The following is a 23,094-nucleotide window of genomic DNA, read 5'->3' as shown; positions in this document are numbered from 1 at the left end:
ACACCATGCCGCAGATGGTGTGGTCGACGCTGCCCGACGGTTATCACGATTACTACAACGCGCGCTGGTACGAGTTCACCGGCATGCCCGTGGGCTCGACCGACGGCGCGGAATGGAACGGCGTGTTCCACCCCGACGATCAGGAGCGCGCCTGGGCGGTGTGGCGCCACTCGCTCGAGACCGGCGACGCGTACCAGATCGAGTACCGGCTGCGGCACCACGACGGCAGCTACCGTTGGGTGCTCGGCCGCGCGCTGCCGATCCGCGACGACAACGGGCGGATCACGCGCTGGTTCGGCACCTGCACCGACATCCACGAGCAGAAGCTCGCGCTCGAGCAGCGCGAGATCATCAGCCAGGAATTGTCGCACCGGATCAAGAACATCTTCGCGGTGATCGCGGGGCTGATCCAGTTCGCCGCGCGCAGCCATCCCGGCTTCGCAGCCGTAGCGACCGACCTGCGCCAGCGCATTACCGCGCTGGGGCGCGCGCACGATTTCGTCCGTCCGCACAGCCCGCAGTCGCGCCCCGTCGGCGCGCAGGACAGCCTGCGCGGACTGCTCGACCAGTTGTTCGCGCCCTACCAGTCGCACGCGGACGGCGGCGCGCGCATCGCGGTGAGCGGGAACGACCTCGTCGTCGACGACCGCGCCGCCACCCCGCTCGCGCTGTTGTTCCACGAACTCGCGACCAACGCGACCAAGTATGGCGCGCTATCGGTGGACGGCGGCACGGTCACGCTCGCCATCGCCGAGGACAGCGACGACGTGGTGATGACGTGGCGCGAGAGCGGCGGCCCCACGCTCGACGGCGCCAGCGAACACGTCGGTTTCGGCACGCAGTTGATCGAATTGTCCGCGGTGCGCCAGCTCGGCGGTACGATCGAGCGCGACTGGCGATCGACGGGCCTGATCGTCACCGCGCGCGCGCCCCGATCGGCGTTCAGCCGATCGAGTACAGTCTAACTGCGGCGTTCAGCCTGCCGCGTTGAGCCTGACGAAATCGCGGTCGTTCGACACGCCCTGCGCCCCTGCCGCCGCCATCGCGGCCGCGGCGAGGATCGCCTGGTCGCTGAACGGCTTGCGCACGTAGCCGAGCGCGTCGGGCACCGATCCGATCTGTCCCGGATTGGCGGTCACGAACACCACCTTGACGCCGTAGTCGCGCGCGATCCGTTCCGCGATCACCGGTCCCGTCGGTCCGTCGCGCAGATTGACGTCGACGAACGCGAACGAGCAGGTCGGCGCCGCCGCGAGCGCTTGTGCGCTGTCGGCGGCGATCGCGCGCACCTCGTACCCCGCGTCGACCAGAATCCGTTCCAGGTCGAGGGCAACGAAGATCTCGTCTTCAACGATGAGCGCGGTCTTGGGCATCGGTCTCGTGATGGTTGCTCTAAGGTTCAGCTAACCTCAGTCAACCTTGATGGTTCCGGGCGAGCAGGAATACGGCGTGTTCGGCCATGAAATTGGCCGCCGCCCTGCCGATCTCCTTGTCGCCCGACAGGAACCAGGCGCGCTCCACCACCATGCCGCGGGTGCGCAGAAAGGCGCGGAAATCGTCGATCGTGACGTGATGGATGTTGGGCGTGTCGTACCATTCCTCCGGCAGCAACCGCGTCACCGGCATCCGCCCGCCCCAGAGCAGCGACAGCCGCACGCGCCAGTGCGCGAAATTGGGGAAGCTGACGAACGCGCGCCGCCCGATCCTGAGCAGGTGGTCGAGCACGAGGTGCGGCGCGCGCGCGGTCTGCAACGTCTGGCTGAGGATCGCGTAGTCGAAGCTCGCGTCGGGGTAGCCCGCCAGGTCCACGTCGGCGTCGCCCTGGATCACGCTCAACCCGCGCGCGACCGCGTCGGCGACCTTGACCGCGTCGATCTCCAGCCCGCGCGCGTCGACCCCCGCGCGGTCGCGCAGCGCCGCCATCAGGTCGCCCGTCCCGCACCCGACGTCGAGCACGCGGCTGCCGCGCGCGACGTGCGCGGCGATGATCCGCAGGTCGGGGCGCAGCGCCACGGCGCCTGTCGCGTCGACCGTCACGGCGCGTCCGCCAGCATCGCGGCGAACGCGGGCGCGAGCCGCTCCATGTAGCGCTCGGGGCGCAGCAGCGGCGTGAAGCCCAGCGCCGCGTAGACGCCGTGCGCGTCGGCGGTGACCAGCCCGACGCGGCGGATGCCGGCGTAATCGGGATGTTTGAGGAACCAGCGCACCATGTCGCGCCCGATCCCCTGCCCGCGCGCGCCCTCCTCGACCCACACGTCGGCGAGCCAGGCGAAGGTCGCACGATCGGTGATCATCCGCGCGAACCCGCGCTGCTCGCCCGCCTCGTCATACGCGCCCAGGCAGTGCGATCCCGCGATCGCGCGCTCCACCAGCGAGCGCTCGATGCCGGGCGACCAGTAGCTCGACGCCAGCCAGCCGTGCACCCGCGCGACGTCGATCCGCGCGCGATCGTCGTCGAGCGCGATCACGCCCTCGCCTCGCGCAAGAAGCCGGCGACGATGCGGTCGAGTTCGGGCGAATCGAGCAGGAACGCGTCGTGGCCGTAGGGGCTCGACAGTTCCACGAAGCTCGCCGGCGCGCCCGCGGCGTTCAGCGCCTGCACGATCGCGCGCGACTCCGCGGTCGGATACAGCCAGTCGGTGTCGAAGCTGACGAGGCAGAAGCGCGTTTCGGGCGCGAATGCGCTGGCGAGCCGCCCGCCATGCTCCTCCGCCAAGTCGTAATAATCCATCGCGCGCGTGATATAGAGGTAGGAATTGGCGTCGAACCGGTCGGTGAAGGTCAGCCCCTGGTGCCTGAGGTAACTCTCGATCTGGAAATCGGCGTCGAAGCCGAAGCTCTTGGCCTCCCTCGCCTGCAACCGGCGCCCGAATTTCTCGGTGAGCCCGGCCTCCGACAGGTAGGTGATGTGCGCCGCCATCCGCGCCACCGCCAGCCCGCGCGCGGGCGCCTCGCCGTCGTAGTAATCGCCGCCGCGCCAGTTCGGATCGGCCATCACCGCCTGCCGCCCGACCTCGTGGAACGCGATGTTCTGCGCGGTGTGGCGCGCGGTCGACGCGATCACCACCGCCGCCGCGACCCGCGCAGGATAGGTCGCGGCCCAGCTGAGCGCCTGCATCCCGCCCATCGACCCGCCGACCACCGCCGCCAGCCGCTCGATGCCGAGATGGTCGAGCAGCAGCGCTTGCGCACGCACCATGTCGCGGATCGTGATGACCGGGAATGCCATCCCCCAGGCGCGCCCGGTCGCGGGGTTGATCGACGCGGGGCCGGACGATCCCATGCAACTGCCCAGCACGTTGGCGCACACGACGAAGAAGCGGTCGGTGTCGATCGGGCGGCCCGGCCCGACCCTCCGCTGCCACCAGCCGGGCTTGCCGGTGCGCGGGTGCGCGCTGGCGAGGTGGTGATCGCCGGTCAGCGCGTGGCAGACGAGGATCGCGTTACCCGCTCGGGCGTCAAGCGTGCCGTAGGTCTCGTACGCCACCTCGACCGGCGACAGCGTAGCACCGCCATCGAGCCGGAGCGGCCCCGGCAGCACCGCGCGGCGCGACAGGCCGAAGCGCTGGTCGTCGGATGGGGAAGCGAGCGACATCGAGCCGCCGCGATAATCCGCGCCCCGTCATCCCGCAAGCAACCCCACCGCGTCATCTCGGGCTTGACCCAGGATCCCGCTTCTCGCGGCAGTAGAAAAAGTAAGCGGGACCCCGGATCAAGTCCGGGGTGACGAGAGGATTAGTGCGCCTTCACGCCCCGAAAACAACGACACGCTTCCCCCCGCTCCCGCCGCGCACTAAGCCTCCGCGCCATGACCGACACCGCTCGCCAGACCCGCACCGGCCCGTCCGCCCCCGCCCCGAAACAGTGGGTGATGGACATCGCGCCCTACATTCCCGGCCGCTCGACCACCGACGACGGGCGCAAGGTCGCGAAACTGTCGTCGAACGAGAACCCGCTCGGCACCTCGCCCGCCGCGCGCGCCGCCTACGCCTCCGCCGCCGACACGCTCGAGCGCTATCCGGACGCCAGCGCCGCGCCGGTGCGCGAGGCGATCGCTGCCGCGTTCGACCTCGATCCCGCGCGCGTCATCTACGGCAATGGCTCGGACGAGATCCTCCACCTCGCCGCCGGGGCGTTCGCGGGGCCGGGCGACGAGGTCATCTTCGTGCGCTACGGCTTCGCGGTGTACGAGATCGCGGCGCGGCGCGTCGGCGCGACGCCGGTGATCGCACCCGACCGCGACTACGCCACCGACGTCGACGCGGTGCTCGCGTGCGTCACCGACCGGACGCGCGTCGTCTACATCGCCAATCCCAACAACCCGACCGGCACCTTCGCGCCGCGCGCGGAGATCGCGCGCCTCCACGCCGCACTGCCGAGCCACGTGCTGCTGGTGCTCGACCAGGCTTATGCCGAATATCTCGACGCTGCCGACGACGACGGCGGGCTCGACCTCGCGCGGACCGCGTCGAACGTGCTCGTCACGCGCACCTTCTCCAAAATCCACGGCCTGGCGTCCGAGCGGATCGGCTGGGGCTACGCGCACCCCGACATTATCCAGGCGCTGCACCGCATCCGCCTGCCGTTCAACGTCACGATCGGCGGGCAGCGCGCCGCTGTCGCAGCGATCGAGGATCGCGCATTCGTCGAATCGACGCGGGTCCACAATGCCGAGTGGCGCGCGTGGTTCGCGGCCGAGATCGCGAGCCTGGGCAACGCAGGGCTGCGCGCGATCCCGAGCCAGGCGAACTTCGTTCTGGTCGTGTTCGAGGGCGCGTTGACCGCGGAGACCGCGTACAAGGGGCTGATGGACGCGGGCTATATCGTACGCTGGCTGCCCGGACAGGGCCTCGCGCAGGGACTGCGCATCACGATCGGCACCGAGGAGGAGACGCGCGGCGTCGCCGCGGCGCTGCGCGCTTTGGTCGAGAACCACGCCTCCCCGAAGCACGCCACGCCGGCCGATCAGGGCATCGAGCGCGGCTGATGCTCCCCTTCGCACGCGTCACGATCATCGGACTGGGGCTGATCGGCTCCTCGATCGCGCGCGCGGTGCGTGAATACATGCCGAGCGTCCGCGTCACCGGGCATGACGCGAGCGCCGAGGTGCGCGAGGCGGCGCGCGCGCTCAACCTCGCCGACGACGTGACCGACACCGCGGGCGCGGCGGTGACCGACGCCGACCTCGTCATCCTGTGCGTGCCCGTCGGCGCGATGGCCGCGGTCGCCGCCGAGATCGCGGCCGACCTGCCCGCAGACGCGATCGTCAGCGACGTCGGCAGCTGCAAGGCATCGGTCGCCGCCGCGCTCACCGCGCACCTGCCGCCTGCGCAGGTCATCCCCGCGCACCCGGTCGCGGGCACCGAGCAGAGCGGACCGGACGCGGGTTTCGCGACGCTGTTCCGCGGCCGCTGGTGCATCGTCACCCCGCTGCCTGAGAGCGACGCGACCGGCGTCGAGCGCGTATCGGAATTCTGGCGCCGGCTGGGGGCGGAGGTCGAGCGGATGGCGCCCGACCACCACGACCTCGTCCTCGCGGTCACCAGCCACCTGCCGCACCTGATCGCCTACACGATCGTCGGGACCGCCGACGACCTCGAACAGGTAACCGAGAGCGAGGTGATCAAATTCTCCGCCGGCGGCTTCCGCGACTTCACCCGCATCGCCGCGTCCGATCCCGTCATGTGGCGCGACGTATTCCTGTCGAACAAGGACGCGGTGCTCGACATGCTGCAACGCTTCTCCGAGGACCTGTCGCAGCTCCAGCGCGCGATCCGCTGGGGCGACGGCGACGCGCTGTATGACCGCTTCGCGCGAACCCGCGCGATCCGCCGCTCGATCGTCGACCAGGGCCAGGACGACGACGCCGCCGACTTCGGTCGCCGCCACGACTAACCCCGCACGCGAACCGCTGTCCTACACGAGCCCGACCGCCTACCCGGATCGGCGCTCTTTCACATCATTCGAGAAAGCAATCGCGCTCGCGACGTTCGCGACCTTCGGTGACCGGCCGGGACCCCCGCGACGACGCGCGTTGGCCTTACCTTTGCCTCACCTTCCGCTCAATCGTTGAGCGCGTTGATCGCGGCGTGGACGCGTTCCTCCGCCTCGCGCCGCGGCAGCCCGGGCGGGATCGCCTCGCCCACCAGCACGCGGATCGGCCCCGAGCGCGCGTGCCCCTCGCGCGGCCAACGCCGCCCGCTGTCGAGCGCGATCGGCACCACCGGATAGCCGAGCGCGCGGTAGAGCCCGGCGAAGCCCGAGCGCAGCGGCGGGCGTAGCCCATGCGGCATCCGGGTTCCTTCGGGAAACACGATCACCGATCGCCCCGCCGCCTTGAACACCGCCGCGTCGGTCATCAGCTGGCGCAGCGCCTTGGCCGACGCCTCGCGGTCGACCGGCAGCGCGCCGTAGATGCGCGCGGCCCAGCCCCACAGCGGGATCTGCGCCAGCTCGCGCTTGATGACCACCGCGGGGCCGCCCAGCCGGTACGGCAGCTCCAGCGTCTCGTACATCGCCTCGTGCTTGGCGGCGAACAAGACCGGTCCCGGCGGGATCGCCGCGCCCTCGAAATGCGCGCGCACCCCCATGACGTAGCGCGCGATGAAGGTGTGGAATCGGGCCCAGCCGTGCGCGTAGGGGATCATCGCGCGCGGCCCGAACAGCGCGACGAATGGAATCACCAGCACCACGATCAGCGATCCGATCGCGAACATTAAGCGGAACAGCCACGTCCGCAGCACGTCACCCACGCCACTTCTCCCACCACAACACCGCGCGACGCAGCAGCAGCTTGTGATATTCGTTCATCAATTGCGCCAGGCTCGGCTGGCTCGGCACGCCGTCGATCGTGATCGTCGTGCCCGGCTCCAGCGCCTGCGCCAGCTCCATCGCCGCGCGGCGCGCGTGCCAGTTGGAGGTGACGAGCCGCACCGAGCCGTAGCGGTGCTGCTCCACCCAACCCGCGGTCTCCGCCGCGTTGGAGCGCGTGTCGACCGCCTCCTCGCCCAGGTCGACGCAGCACGCGAAGGTCGCGGCATGGCCGTAGGTCCGCACCAGGTCGCGCTTGCGCACCCCGGGCGCGGTTCCTGTCACCAGCATGCGCCGCGCGTGTCCGGCCTCCAGCACCGCCAGCCCGCGGTCGATCCGGCCGGCCGCGCCCGTCGGCACCACGACCGCGTCGGTGCGCACCTCGCCCGCCGGCTCGGGCAGCGCGACCGCGAACAGCGCGAAGCCGAGCGCCCAGGCGATCAGCGCCAGCCCAGCGAGCCGCCCGATCACAGCATCCGCCCTAGGCTGCGCACCACCGCGCGCCGCGCCACCGTGGCGGCGAGCGCGACGAAGGCGAACGGCATCGCCATCAGCACCGCCCAGCCCAGCGTGCCGAGCGTCACCGAGCCGAGCAGTTCGGAGCCGAGCGCACTCGCCTGCATTCCCAGCAGCGCAACGGTGACGAGCCCCGCGACCCCGCCGACCGCCGCCCCCAGCGCGGCGTCGCGCGACAGCCGCCGCTGGAACAGCCGCGCGACCTGTACGTCCGTCGCGCCCAGCATGTGCATGACCTCGATCGTGCCGCGATGCGCCTCCAGTCCGGCACGCGCCGCCAGCACGACGACGAACGCGGTCGCGGCCAGCATCATCGCGACGAGCGCCAGGCCCAGCGCGCTCAGCACCGCCAGGAAGCTACGCACCGGCGCCAGCGCGGCGCTGTGCAGGTCGAGCCGCGCGCCCGGTGCCGCCGTTGCCAGCACCCGGCGCACGCGCCCTGCGCTCGCCGTATCCGCCAGCGTCAGGTCGACCATCGCGGGGATCGGCAGGTCGACGTCCGCCGCGTCGCCGCCCAGCCAAGGCGCCAGCAATTGCGTGATCTCGGCGCGCGGCACCACGCGGACCTGCTCGATCCCGGCGACCCCGGCCAGCGTCGCCGCGACCGCGGCGGCCTCCTGCTCGCGCTGCGCGGGGTCGGCGGCGGCGATCTGCACCGTCGCCCGCCCGCCCAGCCGCACGCCGATCGCGCCGGTGGCGCGCGCCGTGCCGATCCCGCTCGCGGTCGCCAGCACCGTCAGGAACAGCATCACCGCGATGACCCACACCATCCCGCGCCCGGTGCGCGCGGTATCGAGGACGCGGGTGCTCGCCGCGCTCACGCGCGTCCTCCCGGCGGATGGCGCAGCATGCCGGTCGGGTCGAGCAACCGCCCCTCGTCGATGTGCATCAGCTGCGCCGAGCGCACGCGCGACAGCAGGTGCATGTCGTGCGTCGCGATCACCAGTGTGGTGCCCAATCCGTTCAACGACGCGAACAATTGCAGCAGCCGATCGGCCATCGCCTCGTCGACGTTGCCGGTGGGCTCGTCGGCGATGAGTATCTCGGGCCGTCCGATCACCGCGCGTGCGATCGCCACGCGCTGCTGCTCGCCGCCCGACAGCGTGGAGGGAAGCGCGTCGGCGCGGCTGGTCAGCCCGACCCAGGCGAGCATCTCCGACACCGCCTCGCGCACCTCGTCCTCCAGCACGCCCGCGATCCGCAGCGGGAGCGCGATGTTGTCGGCCGCCGACAGGTGCGGCACCAGCCGGAAATCCTGGAACACCACCCCGATCCGCCGCCGGAAGCCGGGAATGCGCCCGCGCGGCAGCGTGACGACATCGGTGCCGAACAGGTGGATCGCACCGCGCGTCGGGCGCTGCGCCAGGTACAGCATCTTGAGCAGCGAAGTCTTGCCCGCGCCGCTCGCGCCGGTGACGAAGTAGAATTCGCCCGCGGTCAGCGAGAAGCTGAGGTCCGACAAAACCTCCTCGCCCTGGCCGTAGCGCAGCCCCACATTCTCGAACTGCACGATCCCGGCCACCGGTCCGCGGTCTCCCTTCACGTGAACGCGCCCGCCATCGCACGGCGCGGCCCCTTTCATCAAGCGCGCCCCCGTCGCGCGGCCTCGTCGCGCATCGTTTCGATGGCGACACTTGCCAGCGAGCCATGGTTAAGTGTTTACGTCCGTCACGATAACCGTCAGCGTGGCGTCATGATCCTAGAGTGCCCCGAATGCCGCACCCGCTACCTCGTGCCCGACTCAGCGGTGGGCGTGACGGGCCGAACCGTGCGCTGCGCCAATTGCCGGCACAGCTGGTTCCAGGAAGGCGCGGCACTCCCGCCGCTCGCCGCCGCCGCGCCGCCCGCTGCCCAGCCCTTGTCCGCCGGCGGCAGCGGGTTCGCCCCCGCGGGCTTCGCACCATCGCCGGTGGCCGATACCGCACCGGCCGCCGATGCCAGCTTCGACGCCTTCGCGCATCGCCCGCCGTTCCGCCCCAGGCGCAACATGACGCGGGTACGTACGATCGCCTCGATCGCGGCGGGGCTGATCATGCTCGCGCTCGTCGGCGTGATCCTGTGGACCACCGCGCCGGGGCTCGCGCAGCAGGTCGGGTTCGACATCGGGCCGGCGCAATCGCCGCTGCGGATCGTCGACAACCCGATCGAGCGGCGGCAGATGACCAACGGATCGGAGCTGTTCGCGGTCAGCGGACGGATCACCAATCCGTCGGCGGCGGCGCAGCGCGTACCAGACCTGCGCGCCGACCTGCGCGACGCGGATGGTCGCGTGGTGTTCAGCTGGACGATCACCCCGCAGCAGCGCACCCTGCCCGCCAATGGCGCGATCGACTTCAACTCGGCGCAGGTCGACGTGCCGCCGTCCTCCAAGCGGCTCGACCTCAGTTTTGTGGGCGAAGCGAGCTGAGGCCGAAATCGTGACCGAGCCCCAACAAGGGGCGTTGCCATCGCACAGGTGCTTTGCTAGAGGCCCGCTCCTGCCAGTCGCCGGGCCTGCCCGGTGAACAACACGTGCGGTCGTGGCGGAACTGGTAGACGCGCAACGTTGAGGTCGTTGTGGCCGAAAGGCCGTGGAAGTTCGAGTCTTCTCGACCGCACCATTTTTCGCTCCTGCAGCGGAATTGATCAGCGTCCGACAGCGTCGGGCGCCGTCCTCCTCCAAGCACCGCGCTCTACCGCCGCAGCTGCTCGTGATCGGCTCGTAAGTGCCGCGGATCGATGGGCCCGAACGAACCCCAGGCGCGTTCAACCGTGATGGCAATGGCCGAACCTGTGACACCGTACCTGAACGCGATCGGCACGGCGGTACCCCGTCACGACATCCACGAGGCCTTCATCGGCTGGGCGCGCGATCGTCTGCCCGGCGGTCAGCGCAAGCTGTTCGACCGAATGGCGTCCAGAGCCGCGATCCGTCACCGCTGGTCGGTGCTGCCGCAGGAGGCCGGTTCCCCGGTCGGCGATGCGGGCTTCTACGCGGGAGATATGCAGCCCGGCACGGCCGCGCGCATGGCGATCTATGCGGAGGCTGCGCCGCGACTCGCGTTGGCGGCGATCGCAGAGTTGCAGCAACAGGCACCGATCTATGGTGCCACCCACCTGGTTGTCGCCAGCTGCACCGGCTTCGTGGCGCCCGGTATCGACCAGATCGTCGCGCGCGCGCTCGGGCTGCCGCCCACGATCGAGCGGACGCTCATCGGCTTCATGGGCTGCTACGCCGCGGTTGCGGCGCTGCGCACCGCGCGCCACATCGTGCGATCGGAACCGCACGCGCGCGTGCTGGTGATCACGGTGGAGCTGTCGACGCTGCATCTGCAGGCGGTAGACGAGATCGAGCCGCTGCTCGCGATGCTCCAGTTCGGTGACGGGGCGGCGGCGGCGATGGTATCCGCCGACCCGCAGGGCCTCGCCATCGGTCAACCGTTCGCGACCACGCTCGCCGACTCCGATCGGCTGATCCGCTGGGACATCACCGACACCGGGTTCGCGATGCATTTGTCCGGCGAGGTGCCCGCGCGCATCGCCGCCGCGCTCGCCGACCGCGAGTTCGCCCGCGCGATCACCGCTGGACAGGCTGCGCAGGACGTGGACGCCTGGGCGGTTCACGCCGGCGGTCGCTCGATCCTCGACGCGGTCGAGCACGCGCTGAACCTCGATGGAACGGCTCTGGACGATTCGCGTGCCGTGCTGGCGGACAATGGCAACATGTCGTCGGCGACGCTGATGTTCGTGCTCGCACGCATCTTCGCCCGGCCTCGGGTGCAACGCGGCGTCGCGCTCGCCTTCGGCCCCGGTCTGGCGGCCGAGGGTTTCGCCTTCGGTCCGCACTTGGAGGCGAGCGCGTGAGCGGACTCGCGGCACGCAGCGACGCGGACGAGCTGATGGACGCCGACGATCTGCCGACGGAAACCTACGCGGCGGTGGTGCGCGATCTGGCGCGCGTCAACGCGGTGACGCTCGCCGCGCGACCGACACTCGCCTTTCTGCGCGCCCATACGCGGGCGGGCGGGCGCTATCGCCTGCTCGATGTCGGGTACGGCGACGGCGACATGCTGCGGCGGATCGCGCGCTGGGGCGAGCGGCGCGACGTGGCGTTCGATCTGGTCGGCATCGACCTTAATCCGCGCAGCGAAGCCACCGCGCGCGCCGATACGCCCGCGACGCTCCCGATCGACTATCGCTCCGGCGATTATGCCGACCTGGGCAACGAGCGATGGGACTTCATCATCTCCAGCCTGGTTGCCCATCACATGACGACCGAGCAACTCGTCGCCTTCCTGCGCTTCATGCAGCGCCACGCGCATGTCGGCTGGCTGGTCAACGACCTCCATCGCCACCGTTTCGCGCACGCCGGCTGGCCGGTGCTCGCGCGGCTGTTCGGGTGGCACCCGATCGTTCGCCACGACGGACGCGTTTCGATCGCGCGCAGCTATCGCCCGGGAGAGTGGCCGGCGTTGCTCGCGCGGGCGGGGGTCGAGGCACGGGTGTTCACCGCTTTTCCGTTCCGGTTATGCGTCGCGAGTCGCTGATCGTCGGCGGCGGTCCGGCGGGTAGCGCCGCCGCGATCACGCTGGCGCGGGCGGGACGTCCGGCGCTGATCGTCGAGCGTACGCGCGAGGCGGCGGATGCGCTGTGCGGCGGGTTCGTCAGCTGGCGCACGATCGACACGCTGTCGCGGCTCGGCATCGACCCCGACGCGCTCACGCCTGCGCGCATTGCCCGCGCGCGCGTCTTCGCCGCCGGACGGTCGGGCGAGGCTTGCCTGCCTCGCCCTGCGCTGGCGGTATCGCGGCGTCGGCTCGACACCTTGCTGCGCGCGCGGGCCGAGGCACTGGGCGTCGCGATCGAGCACGGGGTGACGGTGCGGGCGATCGACGATCGTCACGTGACCACCGCGGATGGGGCGAGACTTGATGCCGACGTGCTGTTCCTCGCCAGCGGCAAGCACGACATACGGGGCAGCGCGCGCCCGGCCACCGCGCGCGGCACGGACCCGACGCTCGGGCTGCGGGTACGGCTGGCGTCCTCGCCATCGCTTCGGCGGCTGGTTGGTGACACGATCGAACTGCACCTGTTCGATCGCGGCTATTGCGGCATCGTGCTGCAGGAAGACGGCAGCGCCAACGCGTGCATGGCGGTGCACCGGTCGCGCCTGCGCGAGGCGGGCAGCCCCGAAGCATTGCTGCGCGATCTCGCGCGCGGATCGCCGCAGCTGGGCGATCGGCTGGCGGGCGGATGGTCGTCGATCGACGCGATCGCCAACGTGCCCTACGGCTGGCGTACGGACCAGGGCTACAGCGGCGTGTTCCGGCTGGGCGATCAGGCCGCGGTGATCCCGTCGCTGGCGGGCGAGGGCATGGGGATCGCGCTCGCCAGCGGCCGCGCCGCGGCGCAGGCGATGATCGCGCACGGTCCGGCGGGATCGGGTGGCTGGCAGCGCGACTTCTCACGGTCGATCAGCGCGCCGCTGCGCCGTGCCGGCGCCGTCTGGGCGCTCGCCGACCGGCCGTGGACGGCCGCGCTGCTGCCATTCGCCGCGCGCGTGCCCGGTGCCCTGGCAATGATCGCTGCCGCCACGCGCGTTCCCGCAACCGAGTGACGACATGGTGGCGGCGTCCCCGCCGCTTCGGGTTGTTAAGCATCGCTCAAGCCTCTATTCGCCAAGGCCGACGCCATGGCCCGTGCCCGTCCCACCCGATCGCGAACGCGCTCCAAGACCCGTTCGCCGTGGCGGCGGCGCTGGTCGATCGCGTGGAAGTCTCTTCTCGTCCTCGCGCTGGTCGCGCTCGGGGCACTTGTGACCGCGGTCTACGTCGCGCGCGCGCAGCTGCCGAGCTTCGAGGACCTGAAATCGTCACCAAACGGGCAGATGATCCGCGTCCACGCTGCTGACGGATCGGTGATCGTGTCACTGGGGCCGAGCTACGGCGAGTGGTTGCCGATCGATCGCATTCCCGAAGTCATGCAACGGGCGATGATCTCGGTCGAGGATCGTCGCTTCTACAGCCATTTGGGCGTTGATCCGATCGGCGTCGCACGCTCGGTCGACGTGCGCGTGCGGCGCGGACGCTGGACGCAGGGCGGATCGACGATCACGCAGCAGCTCGCGCGCAATATCTTCCTCAATTCGGCCAAGAAGTTCGGACGCAAGTTCCGCGAGGCAATCCTGGCGCTGGCGATGGAGCGGAAGTTCTCCAAGGACCAGATCCTCGAATTGTACCTGAACAAGGTGTATTTCGGCGGCGGCGCCTACGGCATCGACGCGGCGTCCAGGCGCTTCTTCGGCCACGGCGCCGACGAGCTAAGCCTGTCGGAGGCGGCGATCGTCGCCGGGCTGGTCAAGGCGCCGTCGAGCTACTCGCCGACCGCCGACGCCGAGGCCGCGGTCGGCCGCGCCGGCGTGGTGATCGAGACGATGCGCGAGACCGGCGCGATCTCCTACGCCGAAGCCGCCGCCGCCGACCCGCAGGCCGTCAAGCTCGCGCCCGCGCCGCGGCAGAACAGCGTGCGCTACTTCACCGATTGGGCGCTGCCGCAACTGGAACTGCTGATCGACGAGACGGAGAAGCCGCTGGAGGTCTGGACCACGCTGGACACGTCGATGCAGCGCGACGCCGATGCCGCGATCCGGCAGAACGTACCCAAGGGTGCGCAGGGCGCATTGGTCGCGATCGATCGCGACGGCGCGGTGCGCGCGATGGTCGGCGGGACCGACTATGTCAGCTCGATCTACAACCGCGCTACCCAAGCGGTGCGCCAGCCCGGATCGGCGTTCAAGTTGTTCGTCTACCTCGCCGCGATCGAGGCGGGAAAGACGCCCGAGGACAAGGAAGTCGACGCGCCCGTCACGATCGACGGGTGGAGCCCGCGCAACGATTCGCGCCGCAACTCGGGCGAGGTGACGCTGCGCACCGCCTTCGCCTACTCGCTCAACACCGTCGCGGCGAAGCTGGGGCAGATGGTGGGGTTCCAGACGGTCGCCGACATGGCGCGGCGGTTCGGCATCACCACGCGCGTCAATACGCATCCCTCGATGGTGCTCGGCACCTCCGAGGTGCGGTTGATCGACATGACCCGCGCCTTCGCCAGCGTCGCCAACAAGGGCGTGGCAGTGACGCCATACGCGATCACCAAGGTGACGAGCGAGGGCGACACGATCTACGAGCACGAGGTCGACCGCAGCCAGGTGCTGGTCGCCCCCGACGTCGCCGCGCGGATGACCGACCTGCTTCAGACCGCGGTCAATACCGGCACCGGTCGCGCGGCGCAGATCGGACGCCCGGTCGCGGGGAAGACCGGCACGACCACCTCGTCAAAGGATGGCTGGTTCCTCGGCTTCTCGTCGGGGCTCACGACGGGCGTGTGGATGGGCCGCGACGACGCGCGCCCGATCGCCGGGCTCCACGGCGGTACCGCGCCCGCCAAGGCGTTCGCCGCGTTCATGAGCCGCGCGGTCGCCAGCCGCCCGATCGAGGAGTTCAACACCAAGGTGACCCTGCCCGAGTGGCAGCTGGAACCCGACGAGGAAGCCTATTTCGGTTCACCCGACAACGGCAGCTTCGTCGACGACGACGGCAACCCTGTCACGTCCGGCGGCACTGCGCCGCGCGCGGAGGATCAGTCGGCCACACCAGCGTATCCGGAATTGGATGAGCAGCGACTCGATCGGGACTGGATCGACCGCGTGACCAACGGGCGGCGCGAATCATCGCGGAGTGCAGTGCCGCCGTCGGCCACCGACGAGCCGCCATCACGCCTGCCTCCCGCGCGTCAGCCGCCTCGCGCCGACGGCTCGCCGATCGGCGAGCGCCGCACTCCGTCGCGTCCGGACCCCGCCTACGGCGACGAGCGGCCGTACCAGTGAAGCGCCGCGCCGTGGCGGCGTAGCCACTGCCGCTCGGGCGCTGGATCGCGGCCGAACAGTTCGGCGACCAGCGCGTGGAAAGCGGGACCATGGTTCATGTGGACGCGGTGCGCGACCTCGTGCGCGGCGGTGGCGCGGCGCACCTCCACCGGGGCGAGCGCCAGGCGCCAGCTGTAGCGGATCGCGCCGCTCGACGCGCAACTTCCCCAGCGGGCGCGCGGGTCGCCGACGCTGACCTGTGCGACGCTGACCCCGGCACGCGCGGCGTAGAAGGTCGTGTCGTCGCGGAGCAGAGCGAGCGCGTCCTGCTTGATCCAGGCGGTCACGCGCGCCTCGACCCGCTCTTCGGGTCCGCCGACGATCAGCTGCGCGCCGTGCCGCTCGACGTGGCGCGGGGCATCGGCGCGCCACGCGATCACGAGCTCCTCACCGTCGAATGGCAGCGTCGCACCGGCTTTGAACGGGCGAGCCTGCGGCAGCGCGCGGCGCTGTTCGGCGATCCAGGCCTGTTTCGATTGTGCCCAGGCGATCATCGGCGCGAGTGCCGCGCGCTTTGGCACCGTCAGCCGCACGCGACCGGTGACGGGATCGAACGACAATCGTGCACGGCGCGCGCGCGGATGGCGCACCACGTCGATCTGTTCGCTCACCGATCGCAGGTCACAGCCGACGATCGACCAAATGGTTCTCTAGGTCGCCGGCGTCGTCCTCGCTCACCGTCCAGCCGCGCACCGACTCGCCCGCGCGGTGCACCGCGTCGCGGTCGCCGCTCACCAGATAGTGCCAGTCGGGCAGCGGCTCACCCGCCGCGCGCAGGCGGTAAGCGCAGGTCGAGGGCAGCCAGTCGATCTGGTCGACGTTGCCGTTGGTCAGCCGCACGCACTCGCTGACGTAGGCGCGGCGATTGCGATAGTTGGAACATTGCGCGGTGCGACGATCGAGCAGCCGGCACGCCACGTTGGTGGCGTAGAGCTCGCCGGTCTCGTCATCCTCCAGTTTGTGCAGGCAGCATTTGCCGCACCCATCGCACAGCGCCTCCCACTGCGCGCGGTCGAGCTTCGACAGCGGCGTGTCTTCCCAGAAACGCGCGCTCACTTCGCCCACTTCGCAATCTCGTCCGCCAGTGCTTGCGGCGGCGCCTCTGGCAGCAGCGCGAGCGGTTTGCCGGCCGGGTCCATCAGGTAGATCTGCCGGCTGTGTTCCATCAGATAGCCGTCCGCCGTGCCCCTCCCGCGCGCGAAGAACACGCCGTACTCTTGGGCGACGCGCGCGATCTCCTGCGGCGTGCCGGTCAAGCCCACCATGCGCGGGTGAAAAGCGGTGACGAACTGCTTGAGCACCGCGGGCGTATCGCGCGCGGGATCGATGCTGACGAAGACTGGCACGACGCGCGACGCGAGCGACGGGTTCGATCGTTCGAGCAGCCGCAGGCCGGCCCCGATGTTCTGCGCGTCGGTCGGGCAGACATCGGGGCAGAAGGTGTAGCCGAAGTACATGATCCGGTAGCGGCCCGCGAAATCGCGATCGTTGACGCGGTGTCCGTCCTGATCGACCAGGTCGAACGGTCCGCCGATCCGCGCGCCGGCCAGCGGCGGCGCAGCGACCGCCGCCGGCTGCGACGAGCAGGAACTTAGCGCCGCTGCCAGCAAGGCGGCAGACGGCAGCATCAGACGGGGCATGTACATGGTGCGCTCAGCATTGGTCGGTTATACGATGGGGAGCAAGCCCGTGTTCGCCAAGGCGATTTCAGGCATTCCTGTCGTGCTCACTCGAGTGAGGTTCATGTTTCGTCACACCCTGACCATCGCCTTGGCCGTACCGCTCGCCACGGTGTCGATCGCCGCACCGGCCGCCGCGCAACAGCAATCGGCCAGCTACAAGTTCCTGCAAGCTGTCCGTACTGGCGACGGCAGCGTGGTGACGCAGATGCTCGACCAACCTGGACAGCGGATCGTCAACACGCGCGACACGACCACCGGTGAGGCTGCGCTGCACATCGTCGTCAAGCGCGGCGACGCGACCTACCTGCGCTACCTGCTGTCGAAGGGTGCCGACCCGAACGTCCGCGACAATGCCGGCAACACGCCGATGATGCTGGCGGTTCAGGAAGGCGAGCCCGGGCTGATCGACATTCTGGCGCTGGTGAAGGCCAACGCCAATCTCGGTAACTCGGGCGGTGAGACCCCGCTGATCCGCGCGGTGCAGCGGCGCGACCTGGCGCTGGTCCGCTCCCTGCTCGCCGCGGGTGCCAACCCGGACCAGCCCGACAATATCGCGGGCATGTCGGCGCGCGACTACGCCAAGGCCGATCCTCGCGCGGTTCCGGTGTTGAAGGTCCTGGCCGATACGCCAGTCGCCAAACCGCGCAGCGTCGCGGGTCCGACGCTGCGATAAGGTCAGCCGCCGAGCTGCATGGCCTCGGGATCGGATTGCGCGATCAACCGGCGCGCGGCGCGACGACCGAAGGCGAGCGTGCAGCGTTTGCGGACGTGCGCGGGTAGCGGATCGGTGCGGGCTTCGCGCACGATCTCGGCGTCGTAGCGATCGGCGACGATCACGCCGGTGCGCTCGGGCAGAAAAGCCGGTCCGTCGATCGGTGACGCGTCGAAGCCCGCGGGCACGGCCCAGTAGAAACGGTCGCAGTGCGCGAGGTAATCCTGCCACTTGCCGTCACCGAGCAGGTCGGCGCGCGAGACCTTGATCTCGACGATGACCAGCTGTCCGCGCGCGTCCACCGCCATAAGGTCGGCGCGGCGCCCCCCTTCCAGCGGTACTTCGTGGATCGTGACGAGGTCATGGCGCAGGAACATCCGCGTCACCCCGCGCGCTACATCGGCGGCGCACAGTGATTGCGTGTCGGTGTCCTGACAGGAGGCAGGCGGCTGCAACATGGTCAACCGCCTAGAACATTCGGGGAACGCAGGCTAGTCGCCCGCGAAACCGCTCAGCGATAAAAGGTGTGATTGCCGATCGAGGCGACGCGTACCAGCGCGCGGCTGGGCGAGCGGCCGGCGTTGAAGTAGAGCGCCTTCGCGGCGTCGCTGTCCCAGGCTTCCTTCATCGCGACCTTGGCCACCGCGACCGCCGTGCGCCAGCGCGCATTCTCGGTAACGTCGGGTATACGGCCGCCGCGCACGAAGGAGAACTGACCCGGCTGGGTCACCACACCGCACGCGCTCTTGGCGAACCGACCCGAGCTCGCGCGGTTGAGGATCACCTCGGCAACGGCGAGCTGCCCGCTCAGCGGCTCGCCGCGCGCCTCGAAATAGATTGCCCCCGCGAGGCAGCGGAGCTGCTCGTCATCCACCGCGTGGTCCTGCGCGGCGACGGCGGCGGCGAGCGTCGGGTAGGCGACAGTGTCGTCCTCGTCGGCCTCGGGCGCGAACGCGGGGTCCTGCGCCACCGTAGCGGCGGGAAGCTGTTGAACGAAATAGGAAACCGGGGGAACCGAGACGAAAGTTATCGGTTTGGAAGTCTGATCCTGCGCAACGAGAGCCGGAGCTTCCGCAGCGAAACTGGCGGTGCTGTGGAAAGCCAAGCCAGCCAGCGAGATCAGGGTCGCTGCAACCGTTGCAGCGCGCTTCCGAAACGTCATTCATCGTCTACATCGTGCGGTGGGTACACGAACGGTGCGCGCCACTCGCGAGCGAGTACGCCACCGCCGGGATCCCCCCGACTGCGTAACCGTCCGGCATCGCACACCGGCGCAGCACAACGCGTTTAGTTGATGGCCGGTCTTTTGCCCGCGGAAGTCAGCGGGTCAACAAGCCAGGATCGTTTCAGCGACGAACCGTTCGGCCTGCGGGATCATCAGTTCGACTACCCACAGGTCAGGATCAGAAACGCGTCGTTTCTTCCAATACTCATCCATGACCGTGCCGTCCGCCGATGGTCCGGCGGGTACCAGCGAGTCCCGGTCGTCCAGGTCACGAAAGCGTTCCAGCGCGCGGACGCTTCCGTGCTCCTCGATCAGAACCAGGATCGCGCCGGTCTGCGCCTCACCGCGGGCGCGGATCACGGCGAAGCCGCCGGCGTCGTTCACGCGGCGGACCAAGGCGCCCACGGCCAAGTGGGTAGGCAGCCGCGTGCTCACGCTGCCGCGCCGTAGCCGGGCAGACCCGCGAGCGCGATGCGCGAGCGCATGAAGGTGCCGGTGCCACGTGCCACCTCCTCGCCGTCACCGGCGATCAGCCGCGCCTCGGCGATGAAGACGCGGCGCTGCCCGCTGATCCAGCGACCCTCGGCGACGACCGGGCCGATCCCGAGCGGGCGGGTGAAGTTCAAGCTGAACTGCGTGGTCAGCAGGAAGCGATCAGTGACGAGGCTGTTGGCGGCGTAGAAGGCGGCGTCGTCCAGCATTTTGAAGTAGCTGGTGCCGTGCGCGGCACCGGCCGCGTGGAAATGCCGCTCGTCGATTGCGAAGTGGATGCGGGCGACGCCTGCCTCGGGCACTTCAAGGCGTGACTCGAACAGCCGATTGATCGGGGCGGCCATGTAGAGCGCCTCAAGCGCGCGGAAGTGCGCCGCGGCTCCTTCAGGCGGCGTCACGTGTCTCGTCCGAGGTGAGCAGCGCCCAGATCGCGTCGCGTGATCCCGCGCCACGCAGCTTGGCAACGAAGCCGCGGTCGCGCAGCCGTCGCGAGACGCGGGCGAGCGCCTTCAGGTGGTCACCGCCCGCGTTCGGCGGCGAGAACAGAATCAACAGCAGGTCGACCGGGACGTCGTCGACCGCGCCGAAGTCGATCGGATGCGTCAGGCGGATCGCGCCCGCGACAATGCGGTCCAGGCCCGGCAGGCGCGCGTGCGGGATGGCTACCCCGCCGCCGAAGGCGGTCGAGCCGAGCTTCTCGCGCGCGGCGAGCGCGTCGGCGATTACGCGCGCATCGAGGGGCAGCGCCGGTGCCGCGAGGGCACCGATCTGCGTGAAGGCTGCTTTGCGCGTGGCGGCGGAGACGTCCACCGCCACGAGCTCGGGCAGCAACAGGTCGCTCAGGTCCATGCTGCTTCGGTGGGAAGCGGGATCAGCCGCGCTGCGGCTCGACCCAGCCGATCGTGCCGTCGCCGCGACGATAGACCATGTTGTACGCGCCGGTGCCCGCGTTCTTGAACAGGAGCGCCTGGGTGTTGCGCAGGTCGAGCATCATCACCGCGTCGGAGACGCTGGCGTCGGGCACGTCGACGCGCGTCTCGGCGATGATCAGCGGCGCGTCGTCGGTGTCTTCCTCTTCGGAGATCGACTCCGCGAACAAGGTGTAGCCCGCATTGTCGTAGCCCGAGCGATCCTGCTCGGCCTCCGCGCCGACGTGCGCGGCGTGACGATCCTTCAGGCGGCGCATGTAGCGGCGCAGCTGCTTCTCGATCTTCTCGGCCGCGCCATCGAAGGCGACGTGCGCGTCGTGCGCCTCGTGCGCGCCCTTCAGCACCAATCCGCGCATGACGTGCGACACGATGTCACAGCGGAAACCGACGTCGTGCGGCCCCTTGCCGAAGGTGACTTCGGCGGAGATGGCGCGCGCGAAATACTTGTCGGCGATACCCTGGAGGCGGTCCTCGACATGGCTCTTCAGCGCGTCGCCGATCGAAACCTGGTGACCATTGGTCCGGATATCCATTGTCTTCTCCTCACGCGGGGCCAGGACGACCCCGCCATCCGCGCCAACCGGACGCGACGGCCCCCTTCACGAAGAGCCTTCGGCCGCTCCCCACAAAGGCTCCTTTATACCATTCACAAACGCTGCATGCGCCGCCAGTTCCGCCGCGCTGGCATGAAAGACGCGCGGGGCGCGCAACCGGCGCGGCGAGGCGGTGACGACGGGTGCCGCCTCGACGACCACTTCGCTGACCAGCCCGAGCCCGATCTGCCGCCCCCCGAGCAGTTCGACGTAGACCTGCGCGAGCAGTTGCGCGTCGAGCAGCGCGCCGTGGAGCACGCGGTGCGAGCGGTCGACGCCGTAGCGGTTGCACAGCGCGTCCAGCGTGTGCTTGGCGCCGGGATGGCGGCTGCGCGCGATTTGGAGCGTGTCGACCATGCGCGAGCGGCACACCGCAGTGCGACCGCAGCGTTCCAGCTCGCCGTTCAGGAAGGAAAAGTCGAACCCGGCATTGTGCGCGATCAGCGGGCTATCGCCGATGAAGTCGAGCAGCGCATCGACGCCGGCGGTGAACACCGGAAACTTCGACAGGAAGTCGCTGCGCAGCCCGTGCACGCGCGCCGCCTCTTCGGGCATGTCGCGTTCGGGGTGGTAGTAAGCGTGGAACGTCTGCCCGGTCTCGACCCGGTTGAAGAGTTCGACGCAGCCGATCTCGACCAGGCGGTCACCGCCGGCGAAGCTGAGTCCTGTGGTCTCGGTGTCGAAGACGATCTCGCGCATGGGGGATTGTTTATCGGGCTTCGCGCGCGCGTAGGCAAGCGACGACGCGGCAGACGGCGGCGCGGGTCTCATCGAGCGCGGTGTCGGTCGCGATCACGACGTCGGCGCGCGCGCGCTTCTCCGCGTCGGGAGTCTGGCGCGCGAGGATGGCGTCGAGCTTCGCCGCGGTCATGCCGGGGCGGGCGAGCGTGCGGGCGCGCTGAACCTCCGGTGCGGCGGAGACGACCACCACCCGATCGACGCGGGCGTCGCCGCCGGTCTCGAACAGGAGCGGTACGTCGAATACGATCAGCGGCGCGTCGGCGTGGGCCGCGAGGAAGGCGGCACGCTCGACGCCGACCGCGGGATGGACGATCGCCTCCAGTGCCTTCATCGCCGCGTCGTCGCCGAGCACAGCGGCCGCCAGCCTCGCGCGGTCGACGCCTGCCGCACCGGTCGTGCCGGGAAAGCGCCTCTCGATCGCAGGCACCAGCGCGCCACCGGCACCCTGGAGGCGGTGCACCTCGGCGTCGGCGTCGAACACGGGCACGCCCTCGTCGCGGAACATCTGCGCGACCGTCGACTTGCCCATGCCGATCGAGCCGGTCAGGCCGACGATCAACGAACGGGCGAAGGGGGCGCTCACGCGAGCAGCAGTCCGCGCAGGGCCTCATCGTGCTCGCGCGGAGCGGGCTGGCCAAAGAACAGCTCGAACGCGAGCGCCGCCTGCCCGACCAGCATGTCGAGCCCGTCGATCGTGTCGAGCCCGCGCTCGTGCGCCCGGGTCAGCAGGTCGGTCTCGAGCGGGTCGTAGACGATGTCGTAGACGACCGCATCGGCGGGGAGCGCGAGCAGGTTGAGGTCGAGCGGGGGCTGGCCCGCCATGCCGAGCGTGGAAGCGTTGACGAGAAGCGCGGCGGGCGGAAGCTTGGCGGTGAGCGGCAGCGCCTGCCTCTTCAGCCCGAACTGCGCGAGCAGCGCCGCGCCCTTGAGCGGCGTGCGGTTGAGCAGGGTGACCGGGCCGGTGCCGACCTTCGACAGGGCGAACAGGATCGCGCGCGCCGCGCCCCCTGCCCCGACCACCACCACCGGTCTGTCGGAGAGGTCGAGGTCGGCGATCGGCGACAGGAAACCCGCGGCATCGGTGTTGGTCGCCGCCAATCCGTCTGGCGTGCGGAAGACAGTGTTGGCCGCCCCGATCGAGCCGCGCACGTCGCCGGGATCGGGCACGTGGTCGAGTGCGGCGACCTTGTGCGGCACGGTGACGTTGCAGCCGCGCCAGTCGGGGTCAGCGGCGCGATCGGCGAAGTAGCTGGCGAGGTCGGCAGGCGCGACGCGGGTGGCGCGGTAGTCGGCGTCGATCCCGAGCCGGTCGAGCCAGAAGCGGTGGATCAGCGGCGACTTGGAGTGGGCGATCGGGTCGCCGATCACTTCTGCGTAGGGACGGGTCATGGCGTCATCATGCGCGAAAGGTGAGGCAAAGGTTAGCCCAACGCGACGCTTTTCGGCGGCGGCAGCGGGCGGGCCACGCTAGGATGTTCAATCCCACGGTTGGTT

29 protein-coding genes and 1 tRNA gene are annotated in these 23,094 nt (G+C 70.0%); 10 read left to right on the top strand and 20 right to left on the bottom strand.

Annotated features, from left to right (window positions below; genetic code table 11):
• The coding region (locus tag ACFDS6_RS07585) for a sensor histidine kinase (protein WP_375271525.1) at positions 1-965 on the top strand (965 nt) is incomplete at its 5' end.
• 9 nt (positions 966-974) lie between these two features.
• Here ACFDS6_RS07585 and ACFDS6_RS07580 read toward each other — a convergent pair.
• The 4 genes from ACFDS6_RS07580 to ACFDS6_RS07565 are packed head-to-tail and all read right to left on the bottom strand — an operon-like array spanning position 975 to position 3,595.
• Entirely contained in the window at positions 975-1,373 is a 399-nt protein-coding gene (locus ACFDS6_RS07580; RefSeq protein WP_375271524.1) for a response regulator, read from the bottom strand.
• A 40-nt stretch (positions 1,374-1,413) separates the two neighbouring features.
• Entirely contained in the window at positions 1,414-2,013 is a 600-nt protein-coding gene (gene metW / locus ACFDS6_RS07575) for a methionine biosynthesis protein MetW (protein ID WP_375271545.1), read from the bottom strand.
• A gap of 20 nt (positions 2,014-2,033) precedes the next feature.
• Complete coding sequence (locus ACFDS6_RS07570) at positions 2,034-2,468, bottom strand: GNAT family N-acetyltransferase (protein WP_375271523.1); 435 nt, start codon at positions 2,466-2,468, stop codon at positions 2,034-2,036.
• Entirely contained in the window at positions 2,465-3,595 is a 1,131-nt protein-coding gene (locus ACFDS6_RS07565) for a homoserine O-acetyltransferase (RefSeq protein ID WP_375271522.1), read from the bottom strand. Before ACFDS6_RS07565 ends, ACFDS6_RS07570 begins: the two co-directional genes overlap by 4 nt.
• A 213-nt stretch (positions 3,596-3,808) precedes the next feature.
• Between ACFDS6_RS07565 and hisC the strand changes: the two genes are divergently transcribed.
• Together hisC and ACFDS6_RS07555 are read left to right on the top strand one after the other, a co-directional pair.
• Positions 3,809-4,987, top strand: a complete 1,179-nt coding sequence (hisC, locus tag ACFDS6_RS07560) for a histidinol-phosphate transaminase (protein WP_375271521.1) — start codon at positions 3,809-3,811, stop codon at positions 4,985-4,987.
• A complete protein-coding gene (locus ACFDS6_RS07555; protein ID WP_375271520.1) occupies positions 4,987-5,895 on the top strand; it encodes a prephenate/arogenate dehydrogenase family protein in 909 nt (302 codons plus the stop codon). Before hisC ends, ACFDS6_RS07555 begins: the two co-directional genes overlap by 1 nt.
• A 167-nt stretch (positions 5,896-6,062) precedes the next feature.
• Here ACFDS6_RS07555 and ACFDS6_RS07550 read toward each other — a convergent pair whose 3' ends face one another.
• The 4 genes from ACFDS6_RS07550 to ftsE are packed head-to-tail and all read right to left on the bottom strand — an operon-like array spanning position 6,063 to position 8,848.
• Entirely contained in the window at positions 6,063-6,752 is a 690-nt protein-coding gene (locus ACFDS6_RS07550) for a lysophospholipid acyltransferase family protein (protein WP_375271519.1), read from the bottom strand.
• Positions 6,745-7,281, bottom strand: coding sequence for a YdcF family protein (locus ACFDS6_RS07545; RefSeq protein ID WP_375271518.1), 537 nt, complete (start codon positions 7,279-7,281; stop codon positions 6,745-6,747). Before ACFDS6_RS07545 ends, ACFDS6_RS07550 begins: the two co-directional genes overlap by 8 nt.
• A complete protein-coding gene (locus tag ACFDS6_RS07540) occupies positions 7,278-8,147 on the bottom strand; it encodes a cell division protein FtsX (RefSeq protein ID WP_375271516.1) in 870 nt (289 codons plus the stop codon). Before ACFDS6_RS07540 ends, ACFDS6_RS07545 begins: the two co-directional genes overlap by 4 nt.
• Positions 8,144-8,848 carry a cell division ATP-binding protein FtsE gene (gene ftsE / locus ACFDS6_RS07535; protein WP_375271515.1) on the bottom strand — a complete coding sequence of 235 codons (705 nt, stop codon included), beginning with the start codon at positions 8,846-8,848 and terminating at the stop codon, positions 8,144-8,146. Before ftsE ends, ACFDS6_RS07540 begins: the two co-directional genes overlap by 4 nt.
• Positions 8,849-9,019: 171 nt before the next feature.
• Here ftsE and ACFDS6_RS07530 point away from each other — a divergent pair, with 171 nt between their 5' ends.
• The 6 genes from ACFDS6_RS07530 to ACFDS6_RS07505 all read left to right on the top strand — a co-directional run bounded on the left by ACFDS6_RS07530 (position 9,020) and on the right by ACFDS6_RS07505 (position 15,187).
• Positions 9,020-9,733, top strand: a complete 714-nt coding sequence (locus tag ACFDS6_RS07530) for an MJ0042-type zinc finger domain-containing protein (protein ID WP_375271514.1) — start codon at positions 9,020-9,022, stop codon at positions 9,731-9,733.
• Between the two features lie 106 nt (positions 9,734-9,839).
• A tRNA-Leu gene (locus ACFDS6_RS07525) sits at positions 9,840-9,926 on the top strand.
• A 160-nt stretch (positions 9,927-10,086) separates the two neighbouring features.
• Positions 10,087-11,169, top strand: a complete 1,083-nt coding sequence (locus tag ACFDS6_RS07520; protein WP_375271513.1) for a type III polyketide synthase — start codon at positions 10,087-10,089, stop codon at positions 11,167-11,169.
• A gap of 35 nt (positions 11,170-11,204) precedes the next feature.
• Positions 11,205-11,852, top strand: a complete 648-nt coding sequence (locus ACFDS6_RS07515) for a methyltransferase domain-containing protein (RefSeq protein ID WP_375271544.1) — start codon at positions 11,205-11,207, stop codon at positions 11,850-11,852.
• Positions 11,834-12,922, top strand: coding sequence for an NAD(P)/FAD-dependent oxidoreductase (locus ACFDS6_RS07510; protein WP_375271512.1), 1,089 nt, complete (start codon positions 11,834-11,836; stop codon positions 12,920-12,922). The genes ACFDS6_RS07515 and ACFDS6_RS07510 overlap by 19 nt, the downstream gene beginning before the upstream one ends.
• A gap of 75 nt (positions 12,923-12,997) precedes the next feature.
• Positions 12,998-15,187 (top strand): PBP1A family penicillin-binding protein, encoded by a 2,190-nt coding sequence (locus ACFDS6_RS07505; RefSeq protein WP_375271511.1) that lies wholly within the window; start codon positions 12,998-13,000, stop codon positions 15,185-15,187.
• Here ACFDS6_RS07505 and ACFDS6_RS07500 read toward each other — a convergent pair.
• Genes ACFDS6_RS07500 through ACFDS6_RS07490 form a run of 3 tightly spaced genes read right to left on the bottom strand, consistent with a single transcriptional unit; the run spans position 15,160 to position 16,872 of the window.
• The gene (locus ACFDS6_RS07500) at positions 15,160-15,837 is read right to left on the bottom strand and encodes a M48 family metallopeptidase (protein ID WP_375271510.1); all 678 of its coding nucleotides are present in this window, start codon (positions 15,835-15,837) and stop codon (positions 15,160-15,162) included. The two genes, ACFDS6_RS07505 and ACFDS6_RS07500, sit on opposite strands and share 28 nt — an antisense overlap.
• A 10-nt stretch (positions 15,838-15,847) precedes the next feature.
• The gene (locus tag ACFDS6_RS07495; RefSeq protein ID WP_375271509.1) at positions 15,848-16,282 is read right to left on the bottom strand and encodes a YcgN family cysteine cluster protein; all 435 of its coding nucleotides are present in this window, start codon (positions 16,280-16,282) and stop codon (positions 15,848-15,850) included.
• Positions 16,279-16,872, bottom strand: coding sequence for an SCO family protein (locus ACFDS6_RS07490; protein WP_375271507.1), 594 nt, complete (start codon positions 16,870-16,872; stop codon positions 16,279-16,281). Before ACFDS6_RS07490 ends, ACFDS6_RS07495 begins: the two co-directional genes overlap by 4 nt.
• Positions 16,873-16,969: 97 nt before the next feature.
• Between ACFDS6_RS07490 and ACFDS6_RS07485 the strand changes: the two genes are divergently transcribed.
• Positions 16,970-17,581, top strand: coding sequence for an ankyrin repeat domain-containing protein (locus ACFDS6_RS07485; RefSeq protein WP_375271506.1), 612 nt, complete (start codon positions 16,970-16,972; stop codon positions 17,579-17,581).
• A 2-nt stretch (positions 17,582-17,583) separates the two neighbouring features.
• On the opposite strand, the gene ACFDS6_RS07480 is transcribed toward ACFDS6_RS07485, so the two are convergent.
• The 9 genes from ACFDS6_RS07480 to ACFDS6_RS07440 all read right to left on the bottom strand — a co-directional run bounded on the left by ACFDS6_RS07480 (position 17,584) and on the right by ACFDS6_RS07440 (position 22,989).
• Positions 17,584-18,078, bottom strand: a complete 495-nt coding sequence (locus tag ACFDS6_RS07480; protein WP_375271504.1) for an MmcB family DNA repair protein — start codon at positions 18,076-18,078, stop codon at positions 17,584-17,586.
• A gap of 53 nt (positions 18,079-18,131) precedes the next feature.
• Positions 18,132-18,590, bottom strand: coding sequence for a cell wall hydrolase (locus ACFDS6_RS07475; protein ID WP_375271503.1), 459 nt, complete (start codon positions 18,588-18,590; stop codon positions 18,132-18,134).
• Positions 18,591-18,947: 357 nt separating this feature from the next.
• Complete coding sequence (locus ACFDS6_RS07470) at positions 18,948-19,280, bottom strand: DUF1491 family protein (protein WP_375271502.1); 333 nt, start codon at positions 19,278-19,280, stop codon at positions 18,948-18,950.
• Positions 19,277-19,681, bottom strand: coding sequence for a PaaI family thioesterase (locus tag ACFDS6_RS07465; protein WP_375271501.1), 405 nt, complete (start codon positions 19,679-19,681; stop codon positions 19,277-19,279). The genes ACFDS6_RS07470 and ACFDS6_RS07465 overlap by 4 nt, the downstream gene beginning before the upstream one ends.
• A 40-nt stretch (positions 19,682-19,721) precedes the next feature.
• Positions 19,722-20,186, bottom strand: a complete 465-nt coding sequence (locus ACFDS6_RS07460) for a PTS sugar transporter subunit IIA (RefSeq protein ID WP_375271500.1) — start codon at positions 20,184-20,186, stop codon at positions 19,722-19,724.
• Between the two features lie 22 nt (positions 20,187-20,208).
• Positions 20,209-20,799 carry a ribosome hibernation-promoting factor, HPF/YfiA family gene (gene hpf / locus ACFDS6_RS07455; protein ID WP_375271499.1) on the bottom strand — a complete coding sequence of 197 codons (591 nt, stop codon included), beginning with the start codon at positions 20,797-20,799 and terminating at the stop codon, positions 20,209-20,211.
• 66 nt (positions 20,800-20,865) lie between these two features.
• On the bottom strand, positions 20,866-21,558 hold the full coding sequence (gene dnaQ / locus ACFDS6_RS07450; protein WP_375271497.1) for a DNA polymerase III subunit epsilon: 693 nt from the start codon (positions 21,556-21,558) through the stop codon (positions 20,866-20,868).
• Positions 21,559-21,568: 10 nt separating this feature from the next.
• A complete protein-coding gene (coaE, locus tag ACFDS6_RS07445; RefSeq protein ID WP_375271495.1) occupies positions 21,569-22,183 on the bottom strand; it encodes a dephospho-CoA kinase in 615 nt (204 codons plus the stop codon).
• Complete coding sequence (locus ACFDS6_RS07440) at positions 22,180-22,989, bottom strand: shikimate dehydrogenase family protein (RefSeq protein ID WP_375271494.1); 810 nt, start codon at positions 22,987-22,989, stop codon at positions 22,180-22,182. Before ACFDS6_RS07440 ends, coaE begins: the two co-directional genes overlap by 4 nt.
• Positions 22,990-23,094 lie beyond the last annotated feature (105 nt).

This window comes from Sphingomonas sp. (genome assembly GCF_042095875.1).
GTDB lineage: Bacteria > Pseudomonadota > Alphaproteobacteria > Sphingomonadales > Sphingomonadaceae > Sphingomonas.
Note: the sequence above shows the minus strand (reverse complement) of the source record. Positions and strands in the feature narration are given on the sequence as shown.

What these genes read in the sequence shown, in the direction of transcription:
- ACFDS6_RS07580 (WP_375271524.1), bottom strand. Translation starts at nt 1,373, where the DNA reads ATGCCCAAGACCGCGCTCATCGTTGAAGACGAGATCTTCGTTGCCCTC.
- ACFDS6_RS07565 (WP_375271522.1), bottom strand. Translation starts at nt 3,595, where the DNA reads ATGTCGCTCGCTTCCCCATCCGACGACCAGCGCTTCGGCCTGTCGCGC.
- hisC (WP_375271521.1), top strand. Translation starts at nt 3,809, where the DNA reads ATGACCGACACCGCTCGCCAGACCCGCACCGGCCCGTCCGCCCCCGCC.
- ACFDS6_RS07555 (WP_375271520.1), top strand. Translation starts at nt 4,987, where the DNA reads ATGCTCCCCTTCGCACGCGTCACGATCATCGGACTGGGGCTGATCGGC.
- ACFDS6_RS07530 (WP_375271514.1), top strand. Translation starts at nt 9,020, where the DNA reads ATGATCCTAGAGTGCCCCGAATGCCGCACCCGCTACCTCGTGCCCGAC.
- ACFDS6_RS07520 (WP_375271513.1), top strand. Translation starts at nt 10,087, where the DNA reads ATGGCCGAACCTGTGACACCGTACCTGAACGCGATCGGCACGGCGGTA.
- ACFDS6_RS07515 (WP_375271544.1), top strand. Translation starts at nt 11,205, where the DNA reads ATGGACGCCGACGATCTGCCGACGGAAACCTACGCGGCGGTGGTGCGC.
- ACFDS6_RS07510 (WP_375271512.1), top strand. Translation starts at nt 11,834, where the DNA reads ATGCGTCGCGAGTCGCTGATCGTCGGCGGCGGTCCGGCGGGTAGCGCC.
- ACFDS6_RS07505 (WP_375271511.1), top strand. Translation starts at nt 12,998, where the DNA reads ATGGCCCGTGCCCGTCCCACCCGATCGCGAACGCGCTCCAAGACCCGT.
- ACFDS6_RS07490 (WP_375271507.1), bottom strand. Translation starts at nt 16,872, where the DNA reads ATGTACATGCCCCGTCTGATGCTGCCGTCTGCCGCCTTGCTGGCAGCG.
- ACFDS6_RS07485 (WP_375271506.1), top strand. Translation starts at nt 16,970, where the DNA reads ATGTTTCGTCACACCCTGACCATCGCCTTGGCCGTACCGCTCGCCACG.
- ACFDS6_RS07480 (WP_375271504.1), bottom strand. Translation starts at nt 18,078, where the DNA reads ATGTTGCAGCCGCCTGCCTCCTGTCAGGACACCGACACGCAATCACTG.
- ACFDS6_RS07465 (WP_375271501.1), bottom strand. Translation starts at nt 19,681, where the DNA reads ATGGCCGCCCCGATCAATCGGCTGTTCGAGTCACGCCTTGAAGTGCCC.
- ACFDS6_RS07460 (WP_375271500.1), bottom strand. Translation starts at nt 20,186, where the DNA reads ATGGACCTGAGCGACCTGTTGCTGCCCGAGCTCGTGGCGGTGGACGTC.
- hpf (WP_375271499.1), bottom strand. Translation starts at nt 20,799, where the DNA reads ATGGATATCCGGACCAATGGTCACCAGGTTTCGATCGGCGACGCGCTG.
- dnaQ (WP_375271497.1), bottom strand. Translation starts at nt 21,558, where the DNA reads ATGCGCGAGATCGTCTTCGACACCGAGACCACAGGACTCAGCTTCGCC.
- ACFDS6_RS07440 (WP_375271494.1), bottom strand. Translation starts at nt 22,989, where the DNA reads ATGACCCGTCCCTACGCAGAAGTGATCGGCGACCCGATCGCCCACTCC.